The sequence below is a fragment of the Pseudomonadota bacterium genome (genome assembly GCA_013285445.1).
Classification (GTDB): Bacteria; Pseudomonadota; Gammaproteobacteria; order Xanthomonadales; family Wenzhouxiangellaceae; genus Wenzhouxiangella.
The window spans coordinates 1,928,649-1,942,881 of sequence record CP053448.1; the positions used below are offsets into that span (position 1 = coordinate 1,928,649).

11 protein-coding genes are annotated in these 14,233 nt (G+C 63.5%); 3 read left to right on the plus strand and 8 right to left on the minus strand.

Annotation, left to right across the window (positions count from 1 at the left end; all coding sequences use genetic code 11):
* Positions 1–38 precede the first annotated feature (38 nt).
* Positions 39–524 (plus strand): hypothetical protein, encoded by a 486-nt coding sequence (locus HND55_08750; GenBank protein QKK02726.1) that lies wholly within the window; start codon positions 39–41, stop codon positions 522–524.
* Positions 525–550: 26 nt separating this feature from the next.
* On the opposite strand, the gene der is transcribed toward HND55_08750, so the two are convergent.
* The 8 genes from der to ndk all read right to left on the minus strand — a co-directional run bounded on the left by der (position 551) and on the right by ndk (position 8,521).
* Positions 551–1,963: a ribosome biogenesis GTPase Der gene (gene der / locus HND55_08755; GenBank protein ID QKK02727.1), complete on the minus strand. Its 1,413-nt coding sequence runs from the start codon at positions 1,961–1,963 to the stop codon at positions 551–553.
* A 7-nt stretch (positions 1,964–1,970) separates the two neighbouring features.
* On the minus strand, positions 1,971–3,140 hold the full coding sequence (gene bamB, locus HND55_08760; GenBank protein QKK02728.1) for an outer membrane protein assembly factor BamB: 1,170 nt from the start codon (positions 3,138–3,140) through the stop codon (positions 1,971–1,973).
* Positions 3,137–3,790: a tetratricopeptide repeat protein gene (locus HND55_08765; GenBank protein QKK02729.1), complete on the minus strand. Its 654-nt coding sequence runs from the start codon at positions 3,788–3,790 to the stop codon at positions 3,137–3,139. The genes bamB and HND55_08765 overlap by 4 nt, the downstream gene beginning before the upstream one ends.
* Positions 3,791–3,921: 131 nt before the next feature.
* On the minus strand, positions 3,922–5,199 hold the full coding sequence (hisS, locus tag HND55_08770; protein ID QKK02730.1) for a histidine--tRNA ligase: 1,278 nt from the start codon (positions 5,197–5,199) through the stop codon (positions 3,922–3,924).
* A gap of 62 nt (positions 5,200–5,261) precedes the next feature.
* Positions 5,262–6,188, minus strand: coding sequence for a DUF4115 domain-containing protein (locus HND55_08775; GenBank protein ID QKK02731.1), 927 nt, complete (start codon positions 6,186–6,188; stop codon positions 5,262–5,264).
* On the minus strand, positions 6,181–6,966 hold the full coding sequence (gene pilW / locus HND55_08780; protein ID QKK02732.1) for a type IV pilus biogenesis/stability protein PilW: 786 nt from the start codon (positions 6,964–6,966) through the stop codon (positions 6,181–6,183). The genes HND55_08775 and pilW overlap by 8 nt, the downstream gene beginning before the upstream one ends.
* Complete coding sequence (gene rlmN / locus HND55_08785; protein ID QKK02733.1) at positions 6,963–8,087, minus strand: 23S rRNA (adenine(2503)-C(2))-methyltransferase RlmN; 1,125 nt, start codon at positions 8,085–8,087, stop codon at positions 6,963–6,965. Before rlmN ends, pilW begins: the two co-directional genes overlap by 4 nt.
* A gap of 14 nt (positions 8,088–8,101) precedes the next feature.
* Positions 8,102–8,521, minus strand: coding sequence for a nucleoside-diphosphate kinase (ndk, locus tag HND55_08790; protein QKK02734.1), 420 nt, complete (start codon positions 8,519–8,521; stop codon positions 8,102–8,104).
* A gap of 274 nt (positions 8,522–8,795) precedes the next feature.
* On the opposite strand from ndk, the gene HND55_08795 reads away from it, so the two are divergent.
* Together HND55_08795 and HND55_08800 are read left to right on the plus strand one after the other, a co-directional pair.
* Entirely contained in the window at positions 8,796–11,753 is a 2,958-nt protein-coding gene (locus HND55_08795; GenBank protein ID QKK02735.1) for a diguanylate cyclase, read from the plus strand.
* 123 nt (positions 11,754–11,876) lie between these two features.
* On the plus strand, positions 11,877–14,189 hold the full coding sequence (locus HND55_08800) for a diguanylate cyclase (GenBank protein ID QKK02736.1): 2,313 nt from the start codon (positions 11,877–11,879) through the stop codon (positions 14,187–14,189).
* Positions 14,190–14,233 lie beyond the last annotated feature (44 nt).

Sequence of the window (14,233 nt, forward strand, 5' to 3'; positions counted from 1 at the left end):
AGGATGATGCCGGAGACATGTCTTGGGGAGGATTACTGTTGAATCTGTTTAACCACCACTTCATCGATATCAACAACAACCGCCTTTATCTGGACCGCTACCGCAATCAGCCGTTTCTGGTGGTCAACATCGCAACCGACAGCCCGTTCGTGCCGCAGCTGGCCCGCTTGCAGCAGGTCTATTCGCAGCACCAGCAGTCCGGGCTTGAAATACTCGCCGTACCGTGTACCGACTTCGATGAGGAGTCGCGTGACGAAGACGGTATCGCGGAATTTCTGCGCACCGAGTATCCGGTCAATTTTCTGGTTACGGCGCGCTGTGCGGTCACCGGTCGCGGGGCTCACGCGCTGTTCATCGAGATGCTGCAGGAACATGGCAACGCGATGCTCCCCCGCGGTACGTTTCACAAGTATCTGTTTGACCGACGTGGCGAACTGGTCGAGAACTGGCCGCCGACGGTACTGCCCGACGACCCGGCACTGGTGCACTCGATCGAGCGTTACCTGAGTACCTCAGGCTTCTGATTGCATCGCCAATCCGCGCGCAGCGGCTACCGTCGCTTGGTGCGTTTCAGATCGAACTTGCGCAGCCGCCGGCGTTTTTGCATCTGGCGCGGGGTCAGTCGGTTACGACGACCGGCGTAGGGGTTATCGCTGTCGCGGAAGACAAGATGGACGGGGATGCCGACCAGATCGAATGCTGCCCGAAAGCGATTGGCCAGGTAGCGGCGATAGGAGTCGGCGACGTGACTGGTCCGGTTGCCGTGGATGATGATACGGGTCGGAAACTGTCCGCCAGCGTGGGCATAGCGCAGCTTTGGCGCACGACCGGCAGCCGCAGGCAGCGGATGGGCGTCCACCGCGTCGCGCAGCACCCGGGTCAGGGCACCTGTGGCCAGTGACTTCGAGCCGGCCCTATGGACATGTTCAACGGCGTCAGTCAGCTCGCCAAGCCCGCTGCCGTGCAGCGCGGAGATGACCACAACCGGCGCAAAGCGGGCAAAGTCCAGGCGCTCACTGACTTCCGAAAGCAGCTGGCGTCGTCGTTCCTCATCGATGCCGTCCCACTTGTTGAGCACAACCAGCAAGCCACGACCGGCCTCGATGACATGGCCAACCAGCCGGGCGTCCTGATCGGTCACGCCTTCGGTGCCGTCGCAGATCACGCAGACCAGCTGGGCCTGCTCGATCGCCTGCAGGGACTTGATGGTGCTGAATCGCTCCACCCCTTGGTGGCTGCCCCGCCGCCGCCGGATACCGGCGGTATCGATCAGTTCGAGCCGCAGACCATCCCGCTCGACGATGGCGTGAATCGGATCGCGCGTCGTGCCCGGCACCGGTGTGGCCAACGCGCGCTCCTCGCCCAGCAGCCGGTTGAGCAGAGTTGACTTGCCAACGTTGGGCCGACCCACCAGCGCCAGGCCGGGCACTTCCGGGGTTTGCCCCGTCTGTTCATGGTCGCCGGCCTCTGGCAGCGCCTGCGCCAGCGCTTCTTCAAGCCCGGCCAATCCCTGCCGATGGCTGGCCGAAATCGCCCTGGCCTCGCCAACACCCAGCTCACTGGCCTCGGCCAGCGCCACATCCCGGTCAAGCCCGTCGGTCTTGTTGACCACATGAACAACCGGCTTGTCGAGCCTGCGCAGCTCGACGACAATATCGTGGTCGGCTGGCAGCACGCCCGCGCGGGCGTCGGTCACCAGCACCAGCAGATCGGCCTCCTCCATGGCCAGGCGGGTCTGGCCTTGGGCGCCCTGTCCGACGCGATCCATGGCTTTGTCCAGACCGCCTGTATCGATAATCACTGCCGGCCGACCGGCCAGCAGTGCCCGTCCGTAAATGCGATCGCGGGTAACGCCGGGCAAGTCGGCGACCAGCGCATCGCGGCGGCGGGTCAGTGCATTGAACAGCGTCGACTTGCCCACGTTGGGCCGGCCAACGATGGCAACCACCGGCACTTTTGTCATGCGCTGGCTAGCCTGAAGCGCCTGCGCGCCAGGCGCTCAGACGCCCCTCGGAATCCAGAAGATAGACCACGTTGTCGACGACAAGGGGCGCGGCGGCGGGCGGTGACTTCCCGGCACGCTGGCGGGCAACGAAACGGCCGGTGTCGCCATCGTAGAAGTGGAGATAGCCCTCGGCATCCGCGACCACAAGCAGGCTGCCGTAGAAGACCGGTCGGGTCAGACCCCGCCGCAGCAGACTGTCGTCGCGCCACACCGTGCTGCCGTTGCGACGATCCACCGTCAGCACCGAGCCGTCGCTGCCGCTGACCGCGAGCTGGGTGCGCCGGAGACTGACACCGCGTGACGAAGCAACATCGCTGACCCAGAGAATGCGGCCTGACTCGAGCGCCAGACTGGCCAGGCGGCCATGGTAGGTCACCACATAGAGCTCGTTGCCGACAATCACCATCGGACCGTCGATATCGGCCAGACGCTCCAGTTCGGTGCGGCCCTCGCCAGTGCTGATCGCCTGCTCCCATACCACCGAACCGTCGGCGACGCGCAGCCCGACCACGGTGCCGTCATCGTAGCCAACGAATACCTGACCGGCACGGGCGAGCGGGTCACTGTTGCCGCGCAGGGTCAGCAACGGCACGCCACGGTCGTAGATCCACAGTCGGGCACCGTCGCTGCGATCCAGACCGAACACCCGACCATCGATGCAGCGCACCACGATCACGCCATCGTGCAGCAGCGGATAGGACAGCACTTCCGAGGACAGCTGCACGCGCCACCGGATCGCGCCGGATTCGGCATTCATGGCCACGAGCTCGCCGTCGAAGGTGCCCACCAGCAATAATCCGTCGTACACCGCCGGACCCGCCGAAATCATCAGATCAGTCTCGAACTGGCGCTCGGTGGCGCCGCTTGCGGCGTTAACCGCGGTGATCTGTCCACGATGGTCTGCAACCCAGACGTGCTGTCCGTCATGGTAAGGCCGCAGATTCGGCTGGCTGCGGCTCAACCCGCGTCCGGTATTGGTCGACCAGAGCTGTCTGACCGGAACGGTCTGCTCGATATCGGCCAATTCAGCCGGCGCCAGTGACTCGTCTGTTGAGGAGAACCAGCCGCCGATGGTCTGGCAACCGGCCAGCATCAGTGCCGCGGCCAGCGCCGTGATTCGGGTCAGTGAGCTCACGAAGCGTCGGCCCGGCTGCCGGTCGCAGCGGCCGCGTCGATCTTGACCTCCAGCAGGCGGCGGTTGCCACCCGTGCCTGGTTCAGCCAGCGCCGCCTCCCAGGCCTGCCGCGCCTCGTCGACTCGTCCACGCTCGAACAGCAGGTCACCCCGGGTTTCGGCCCAGGCTGAACCAAACCCGCTCGGTGCAGCCCCGTCAAGCAGCGCCAGCGCGGCCTCGATGTCACCCTGGGCTTCGAGCACGCGCGCCAGTCGCAGGGTGGCCACCGGGTGCAGCGCCTTCAGACGCTGGTTGTCGCGGACCTCCCGGTACAGTTTGGCCGCTGCCTCGAGCTGATCGTTCTCGACATGTGCGGCGGCCAGGTGCAGCGCAGCCAGCCCCGTGTAGGCGGCCGATCCGGCCGCTTCAACCATCGCCTGATACTGCTGGGCTGCCGCTTCAAGACCCTGGGTGTCGAGCTCGCTCTGGATGATCTGGTAGTACTCCGCCGCCAGCACCTGCTGGCCGGCCCTGTGGTCCTGCCACTGGCGGAAGCCGAAGATACCGGCAAAAGCCAGAATCAGGCCGACAATGATCGCCGAACTGTATTCCTTGATCCATTGACGGACGCGCTCGCCCTGTTCATGTTCGTCGTAAAGCTCAACAGCCATGTCGTGGCTACCTCTTCCGTGGTTGGCACTGCAAGGCGGCTATGATAACGAATACTGCCGGGGCGTATGCACCGTTTAAGCTGCGGACCGGCCTGAAGGCATTATTAACCCGGCACGAATGTAGATCGCATTCAGCACCGGCCGTCGTCGTCCAGCGCCTGCTCGAGCGCACCGGCCAGTGCGTCGATGGATACGGTCAGCTGGGCATCGTCACCCCGAAGATCCTTGATCGCTGCCTGGCCATCGGCGAACTCGCCCTCACCGAGCACGATCGCCAGTCGTGCCCCGCTGCGATCAGCACGTTTGAACTGAGCCCTGAAGCTGGTGCCGGCCGGCGCGGCCGCCAGGCGCAGCCAGGGCAGCGCATCGCGCAGGCGCTCGGCCACGGCCAGAGACTGCGCTGCCTGTATGCCGGAGACAAGAAACACGTGTGGATTCTGACAACGCTCGACGCCGTTGGCTTGCAGTAAGCCAAGCAGGCGTTCGGCACCCATGGCAAAGCCGATTCCCGGTGTCGGTTTCCCGCCCTGGATGGCGACCAGGTCGTCGTAGCGTCCGCCGGCACAAATCGTGCCCTGGGCGCCGAGGTCGTCGGTGACCCACTCGAAAACGCTGCGACAGTAGTAGTCGAGACCGCGCACCAGCGCGGGATTGACCGTATAGTCGACCTCCAGTGCATCGAGCAGCTGGCAAACCTGGTCGAAATGGTCGCGTGCCGCGTCGCCGACACTGTCGATCAGACGCGGCGCCTCGCTCATGATGGCCTGCGTTTCCGGATGTTTGCTGTCGAAAATCCGGAGTGGATTGGTCTGGAGCCGACGACGGCTGTCGTCATCAAGCCGTTCGCGCTGCGGGGACAGCCAGTCGACAAGCACCTGGCGATAGCGCTCTCGATCGTCCCGATCTCCCAGCGTATTGACTTCCAGCCGGACCCGCTCATCAATGCCGAGCGCGCGCCAGAGCCGCTCACCGATGGCAATCAGCTCGGCGTCGACCGATGGATCGGCCAGACCGAACACTTCAGCGCCAAACTGATGGAACTGGCGCTGCCGCCCGCGCTGCGGGCGTTCGTGGCGGAACATCGGGCCCTGATACCAGACCCTGAGGCCGGGCGACTGCAGCAGCCCATGTTCGACCACCGCACGCACCACGCCGGCTGTGCCTTCCGGACGCAGGCTCAGCATCTCGCCGTTGCGATCCTGGAACGCGTACATCTCCTTTTCGACAACATCGGTGCCCTGCCCGATGGCGCGCGTGAACAACTCCGCCTTTTCCAGGGTCGGTGTGCGGATTTCGCGAAAATCGTAAGCGGCCAGCACGCGACTGACCTGCGATTCGAGCCAGTGCCAAAGCGGCGTCTCGGCGGGTAGGATGTCGTGCATGCCGCGGATCGAACGGATTGCTTGCATTGCAGGTTCCACAACAGAAGGCCCGCCAGCGGCGGGCCAGAACGCCAGTCTCGGCAACTTGCCTACCTGACCTCGCCGTTTTCCATGACTTCCAGCTCGGTCACGTCGCCTCGGTCCTGCCCTTCCCAGACAACAGGAACATCGTCCAGTGCCAGTCGCACAGCGTTTGCGCGGCCAAGCAGAAGCCGAAACGGAGGCTGACCCTGATATTCACGCTGCTGGCCTTCGCGCAACAGGTCATATTCGAGACGCTCACCATCGCCATCGTAGATTTCGATCCAGCTGTCATCGACCAGCTCGATGGCCAGCAACGGTAATTGCTTACCCGGCGCTGACGACTCCATCGCCGCGGCAGCAAGCGAGGGCGCGGGCTCCCCGGTCTGTGACTGGGTACGTACCGGTCTCATTGCGCTGAGCGGCAGGGCCGACGCCGTGACGTGACCGCGTGTGGACCGGGATGTGCTCTGTTCAGTGCTGCCGACGGATACCTCACTCGGCTGTCCGGCCTCATCGGGCGCCTCGGGCGATGTCTCGACGACCTCGATCTCCTGACTGTCGCGCTCGAAAATGCGCGCGCCCCCCGCTACGGAAAAATACAGAAGCGGCGGAATAATCATTGTACTTACAAGTACATAGGTCGCAATCTTCAAGTATTTGTCGAAGTGATAGCCCGCATCTGGCGGGGGCAGTACCCGGCGCAGCATCGGCGGCTGATCGTCGCGCACCTCGGCCAGAAGCGCATCGGCGTCCAATTCAAGCAGCCTGGCGTAGTTGCGGATGTATCCATGCCGGTACAGTGCAGGCAGATCCTTGACGTGCCCCTTTTCGATATCGTCAATGATCATGCCGGCCAGATGAAGGCGCTGGCCGACATCGGCCCTGCTCAGGCCGAGTCGAGTGCGTTGTTCCTTCAGGCAGGCACCGATTCTTGCGTAGGCGTCCGGTTGCCCTGCCGGTTCTGAATCGCTGGTTGGGCTGTTTTCAATCATGGTTGCTGGGTTGTTGTCTGAGTTCACGCGCCTGTGAAGAGTCGGGGAAACCGGCTTCCAGACGCTTGAAGTATCGGTCGGCCTGAACGGCATTGCCCAGACGGCTCTCGATGCGGTAGCCGAGCAGCAGGGCGTCGGGCGCATCGCCGGCAACGACCTCGTAGCGCTGCAGGAAGGCGCGTGCGCGCAGCGCATCACCCTCTTCCAGATACAGCTGCGCCAGCTCGAAGAGCGCCTGGGGGTATTCGGGATTCTGCTCCAGCGCGCGGCGCAGATATGATCGGGCCTCCTCGGGGCGTCCCGCGTTGCGGGCGCAGACACCGGCATTGGCCAACGCGACCTCAGGCGTACGGTAGAACGGGTCTTCGAGTGCCCGCTGGTAGTATTCGTCGGCTTGCTGGTAATCACCCTGCCGGCACAGGAAAGCCGCGTATGTGTTCAGCGTACCGCCATCGTCAGGCGCCTGCTGAATCGCCTGCTTCAGATGTTCATGCGCCTGACGGTCACGATCGAGCTGTTCATAGATCAAGGCCAGGGTGACCCGGGCCGGGGTATGGGCCGGATCGAATTCCAGTGCGCGCTGCAGCTTATTGATGGCCAGCTCCAGTTCATTGCGCTCCAGGTAGCCGATACCCAGCCGGGTGTTGACCTCGGCTGCCCTTACCGGACTGACCCGATCCATTCCGGTCTTGCCGGACTGGCCGGGCTGTGGAGTAGTCGTCGCGCACGCAGCGAGCACGGCCAGCGCGGCGGCGGCAAGCAGCAGCGCCCGGATCACGATGCCACCGCCTGGCGCGCCAGCTGCTGCTGGACCAGGAGCCTGCGCTGGCTCGGTGAGAGCAGCCTGCCCACCAGCTGCCCGCAAGCCGCGTCGATGTCGTCGCCGCGCGTTTTCCGCACCGTCGTGATCAGCCCGGCGGCGCGGGTCGTGGACTGGAATCGTTCGATGGCTGAATCGTCCGAGGCCCGGAACGGGGTACCGGGAAACGGGTTGAACGGTATCAGATTGATCTTGCACGGCAGACAGCTCAAGCGCCGCACGAGTTCGCGCGCATGCTCTGGCTGGTCATTGACGCCATCGATCATGGTGTACTCGAACGTGATTGAGCGGCGGCTGCGGGCGCGGACGAATCGCTGACATGCGCTGATCAGCTCCTCCACCGGGTACTTGCGGTTGAGCGGCACCAGTCGGCTGCGCAATTCGTTGTCGGCTGCATGGAGCGACACGGCCAGCGCGAACTCCTCTCCGCTTGCCATCTCGTCGATCCCCGGCACGACCCCTGCCGTCGAGATCGTCACCCGCCTTGCCGCCAGACCATATGCGAGATCGTCGCGCAGCAGCGACAGGGCGGGACGTACCGCCGGCAGATTGAGCATCGGCTCGCCCATGCCCATGAATACCACGTTGGTGATACGCCGAGCGTCGTCGGCGTCATGCGCGAGCGCCTGCACCGCCAGCCAGACCTGACCGATGATCTCGTCGGCGGTCAGGTTACGGCTGAACCCCTGTGTGGCCGTCGAACAGAAGGTGCAGTTGAGCATGCAGCCGATCTGCGATGATATGCACAGGGTGCCGCGGCCAGGCTCGGGAATGAAAACCGTTTCCACGGCGTTGCCGCCGGCGAGCGTCATCAGCCACTTGATCGTGCCATCGGCGGATCGCTGCTCGTGCTGAATGACTGGCGGCGTAATCACGGCCACCTCGGCCAGCCGAGCACGCAGGGCCAGCGAAAGATCGGTCATTTCAGAAAAGCATGTGGCGCCGCGCTGGTGTATCCACTGCAGCAGCTGACGCGCGCGGAAGGGTTTTTCGCCAATATCGACAAAAAAGCGCTCCAGTCCCGACCGGTCGAGACCCAGCAGGTTGCACTTTTTGTCAGGCCCAGCGGGCATTTGCATCAATGATCTGCGAATCAGCGTGAGTATATCTCATCTTCACCGAAAAAGAAGGCGATTTCCTGGCGCGCCGTCTCGTCGGCATCGGACCCGTGTACTGCGTTGGCGTCAATGCTGGTGGCATAGTCGGCCCGGATCGTACCGGGGGCGGCCTGGCGCGGATCGGTTGCCCCCATCAGTTCGCGGTTGCGAGCGACGGCATCTTCGCCCTCGAGAACCTGGACCATGACCGGCCCCGAAGTCATGAACTCCACCAGGTCGGCAAAGAACGGGCGCTCCCGGTGTACCGCGTAAAACCCCTCGGCCTCCTGGCGCGTGAGGTACTTCATCCGGGCGGCCACGATCTTCAGGCCGGCGCGCTCGAACCGTGTGTAGATCTCGCCGATGACATTCCGGGCAACTGCATCAGGCTTGATGATCGACAGTGTGCGCTGCATGCGAACTCCTTGCGAAAATAAAGCGTAAAGAAAAAAAGCGGTCGTGGATTACCAGCGCGACCAGCGATCGTCGACTCGCCATCACGCCCTTTTGCCAGTTCGAGTAACGTCTGGCGGGCAAACCGTAAATTGTATACGCGATCGTTGTCTGATTCACGTTTTTCGTGCAAATGCGCCGCGGCAAGCGGGATTGAACAGGTGCCGGTATTGTTCTCGCGCCATGCAGTGCCGATAATGAACACAATCATCACAAGAGCCGGGGAGCTTCGGGCGCTTGTCCACGTTGATCTTTTTCGCCGCAGCGGCCGTCCATCGATGCCATGTTGTCTACCTGACAACCGCCCTGTTTGTGCTGACGCTGGCGGTACCAGCCAGCGCCGATATCGATGACTCGCCCCTGGCCGAGCTTCACCGTCAAACCTGGACGACGCGTGAGGGCATACCGCACAACACCGTCAATGCGATAGCGCAGACACCCGACGGGTACCTGTGGCTGGCGACCTGGGAAGGAGTGGCCCGGTTCAACGGTCACCGCTTCCGGATCTATGAGCGCAGTCCCGAAACGGGCCTGCCGGACTCCGGTGTCCTGTCGCTAAGCCTTGACGGCCAAGGGCAACTGGTGGTTGCGGGCGCACGCGGTGGTGTCGTGATCACGGACGGACAGCAGTGGCTTCCGCTCCAACGCGCGCACGGCCAGGCCATGATCACACATGCCAGAATGGATCGGCATGACCAACTCTGGCTGGCCACCCAAGGCGGCGGGGTCCTGCGTCGACGGCTTGGTCCCGACCTGGAGACGATCGAGGAAACCCGGTTGTTGCCTGATGCCAGCGCTTACTGGATTGCTCCTGATGCAGACGGACGCGTCTGGGTCGCAACTTCGCGCGGCCTGCTCCGGGCCAGCGGAAAGGAGAGCGTCCTGTTCGATGCCGAGCACGGCCTGCCGCCTGTACCGGTTCTCAGCATCCTTCATGGGTCCGGTAGCGACATGCTGGTTGGTACCGAAAACGGCCTGTACCAGCGACAGGCCGAGGCCAGATCGTTCCAGCCGCTGGACCTTGCGTTCCAGGACATGGCGATCAGCACCTTGCTGCGGGACCAGGGCGGAGCCATCTGGGTCGGCACCGTCGCCCATGGCCTGTTTCGCATCGCCGCCGACGGCCGTATCAGTCGCCTGGGCACGGCCGATGGGCTCCCGAACAATCGTGTTCTGGCCCTCCACGAGGACTTCGAAGGCAGCCTGTGGGTTGGCACCAACGGCGGGCTGTTTCGCCTGCGTGAGGCGCCGTTCGTAACTTACACCCGCAGTCAGGGTTTGGCGGGCGATTTTGTTCGCGTCGTCATGCCACACTCCGACGGCAGCCTGTGGATCGGCACCAGCGAGGGCGTCAGCCGTCTGTTTGACGGTCGGATCGAGCCGGTAACCATTGATGGCTCGGCGCTGACCCTCTCGACGCTGAGCCTGGCCGAACTGGCCAATGGCGATGTGCTGATCGGCACGCATTCAGATGGCGTACTGCGCTGGCGGGACGGCCGCCTGCTGGCCGTCTATGACCGCGGTTCCGGGCTGCCGTCCAATGACATACGCATCATGATCCAAGACAGCCGCGAACGCATCTGGATCGGCACGGCCGGGGGGCTGGTCAGAATGGACGATGGCGGAATGCGGGTGTTCACACCCGAGGACGGATTGCCCGGGAATTTCATCATCGCTCTGCATGAGGATAGTGAGGGTCGCGTCTGGGTGGGCACGGGTTTCGGTCTGGCAGGGAGCCAGGGTGAACGCTTCGAGGCGATCTCCCTGCTCCATCTCGACGAGGCAATGTACGTCTACGGCATCCATACCGATCCCCAGCGCGGCAGCCTGTGGCTGGCCACGGATCGCGGACTGATCCGTTTTTTTCCGGCAAGTGGTGATATGACCATGGTCGGGCGGGCCGCCGGGTTGCCCATCGACAAGCTGTTCCAGGCAGTACAGGACCAGCGCGGCGGGATGTGGCTGACAAGCAATCGCGGCATTCTGCGCATCGACCGCGAAAACGCTCACGCCGTTGCTGACGGGCGTGCCGATGCCGTTGACTACGAGCTCTATGCCGAAGGTGATGGCATGGTCAGCGCCCAGGCCAACGGAGGCGCCGGTCCGGCGGCCGCCTGGCATGCCGGCAGAATCTGGATCGCTACCGCGGCCGGTGTAGCCGCCGTTGATCCCGATTTCCTGACGCGTTACGAGGACAGCGCGCTGCCGGTCAGTATCGAGCGCATTGAGGTCGATGGTCGCAGCATTCCGCCCGTGGCGCGTGGTTTTGAACTGCAGCCGGGGACCTCCCGGATCGCGATCGGGTACGCTGGCCTCGGGTTCGTGATGCCACAGCGTATCCAGTACCGGACCCGACTGGACGGATTTGACGACGACTGGATCTTTCGCGGCTCGCAGAGCATTGCCGAATACACCAACCTGGGTCCCGGAACCTATACCTTTCATGTATCGGCAGCCTACCCGTCGGGCAGCTGGAATGATTCCGAGGCCAGTATCCGGTTCTCGATTGCCCCCCTGCCCTGGCAGCAGCCCTGGTTCTGGATCGGCGTGGCGCTGGCCGGGCTTGTGATGCTGGCTGTGTTGATTCAGTTGCGCATGCGCCAGCTGCAGCGTCGTGCCCAGCTGCTTCACGATCAGGTCAACGAGAAAACCCGGGAGCTCAAGCATCAGGCACAGGCTTTCGAGCGGCAGGCGCGCGTTGACGAACTGACCGGGCTGGCCAACCGACGCGCCTTCGACGAGTGGCTGGCTGATGCCTTTGACCGGACTCGAAAAAGCGGCAAGACGCTGTGCGTGGTGGTGATGGATCTGGATCACTTCAAGCAAGTCAATGATCGTTTTGACCACACGGTCGGCGATGAAGTCATGCGCATCGTGGCCAACGTGCTGCGCGATCATATTCGTCAAGGCGACCAGGCGGCACGCTGGGGCGGTGAAGAATTCACGCTGACGTTTCCAGACTGTCACAGCGCTCGCGCGGCCCGGATCTGTGAACGGATTCGTCAGGCGATCGAGGCAGTCGACCTGTCCGGGACGGCGTCTGATCTGCGCATTACCGCCAGTTTCGGGATCAGCGACTCGAGTCACGCGGAAACCTACACCGAACTGGTCCGACAGGCCGACCAGGCCCTCTACAAGGCAAAGGAACAGGGCCGAAACCGGGTCGTGCAGTACGGCGCCGGGAAACCGAGGTGAACTCTGTCACAAGCTGTGCACGGACAACGGAATAAACGTCTATGACCTGAGTCAAGTCCGCTACACTCAGTCTGATGAAAACTCCGCACACACGATCTGGCGCAGCCGGTGAGTGGCCCTGACATGCAATCGGTTGCCTCACCGGGCCGGGCAGCATCGGTCCAGCTCCGCTCTCTCGCCGCAGTGCTGGTGGCGATCTGCGGTGTCTTGCTGACGCTGTCGGTCATCGACGAAGTCAATTTCAGCAGCATGCGTATGGGCGTTTTCCTGTCGGAACAGGACAACGCCGTCATCATCGAGGCCGTGGAACCGGACCTTCCCGCACAAGCCGCCGGGCTCGCGGGCGGCGATCGTCTGCTCGCCATCGAGGGCCAGCCGGTACCGACTCTGGTTGAACTCAATCGGGTACTGGACCAGCACGGCAAGGACGGTGAAGCACTCAGCCTGGAAGTCGAGCGAGCCGGTGAAGTCCTACGGCTGACGCTCACGCCGGGCGTCAGCGCGGACATCAATCGCCTGCTGGGGCAAATCGTCCTGGTGGCCGCCTATCTTGGTCTGGCCCTGCTCGCCGCCAGTCACCAGCACAAGGACATGCGTGCGCGCCTGCTGGCCATTTTTGTCGGCATCATTGCCATTGAGCTTGCCCTGCCGGGCACTCGGACATTCGGAGCGGCAGCAGCCTACGGCACGCTGTTTTTCTGGATGCTCACCACTGGCATCCAGTTTTCGCTCGAACTGCACATGGTCAGCCTGATCCCATCGAGACTGCCCCTGCTCAAGCGCCATCCCCGGCTGGTCATTCTCTACTATGTTGCCGGCGCGGCTGCCAGCGCCGTGCTGTTGTGGCTGGCCGTAAGCGAACTGCTCCTGTTTCCTGACCCTGAGATCAACCGTCTCGGTGCTGCCGAAGACGTCATGATGGTTGGCTGGGCCACGCTGGTCACTCTCGTCCTGGTCCGACAGCTGGCGCGCGCCGGCAGCGCTCGTGAAAGAAATCAGACGCTGCTGGTGCTGGTGGGCCTGACGCCGTGGGTGGTGTATGTGCTGCTGACTACATTCTGGTCAGGCTGGGCCGTGCTCGACCAGGCCTGGACCGAGCCGATAGAAAACATCGTGCTGCTGTTCTTCCCGGCAGCGGTGTTCGTGGCCATTTTTCGCTACGGCTTGTTCGACGTCGAGTCGTTTGTCCGCCGGAGTCTGGTCTACGGCACGGTCACCGTGCTGCTGATCGTGCTGCTCTACGCGCTGCTCACGGCTGCCCTGCCCTGGCTCAGCGAGCAGGTTGGCAGCGACCTGGCGCACTGGGTCATCACGGCCGGCGCTCTGATGATCGGTGCGCTGTTTCGCCCGCTCAGACACGGTATCGAGCAGGCCGTGGAAAAGGGCCTGTTCCCTGAGCGAAGCGCATTGCGCAAGCGTCTGATCGAAATCGCAGGCGCCTTGTCCCAGGAAAACAGTCTGGAGGCACTGACCCGGCGACTGGCCTCTGATACGCGCAGCGCGCTCCACGTGGACTGGTCGGCGGTCGTCGCGATCGATGCCACGACCCGCGCCGTTCATTCGGCGATCTGCCCCGATTCTGCCGAGACGCACCGAGCACGTCTGACCGGGCTGCTCGATACTCAGTCCGGGGCGTTTCGGGGGCTGGCAAGGCTGCGCAAGACGATCACTGTCAGCCGACTGGGCAAGCATCAGCCCGAAGCCGCCAGGGCTTTGGCCGCCATGGGCGCCGAAGCCCTGGTGCCGCTGTATTTTCAGCGGCGGATGATAGGCATCCTGTGCCTGTCAACCAAGCGTAGCGGAGAACTTTACCTTCGCGAGGAACTCGAGCTACTCGATCTGTTTTCCCACCAGATCGCCGCAAGCCTCGAGAATCTGAGGCTGTTCCAGGATGCGACCTATGAGGAGCTGACCGGCCTGCTGCGCCGTGAAGCGGTGCTGCGAAGGCTCCAGATCGAGGCGGCCCGGTCCGCCCGCAACGGCAGCGAGCTCAGCGTGGCGATGATCGACCTCGACCGGTTCAAGGAATTCAACGACGCGCATGGCCATCTGTTCGGCGACCGGATCCTTGAGCAAGTTGCCAGTGCCATGCAAACTCGGGTACGGGAAGTCGATGCGCTCGGTCGCTACGGTGGCGAAGAGTTCCTGCTGGTTCTGCCCAACACCGGCGAGTCCGGCGCCCGGCGCGTTGCCGAGGCGCTGCGCCAGTCGGTTTCTGAACTCCAGCTTACGGCGCCGGACGGGCAATCCGGCATTCACATTACCATCTCTGTCGGTATTGCCACAGCCAGCGAGCAAACCGAAGGTGCCCATACCCTGGCCAGGGAATTGATCCGGCGCGCCGACGCTGCTCTGTATGCGGCCAAGCGTGCCGGCCGCAACCGGGTCGTTTTCCACGATGGTTCCATCGACCCGGAGGATCCGGCCGCGGTCTGAAAAATGGCCCGCAGGCCCTTGACGGACAGGCAAAGCCCGGCCAC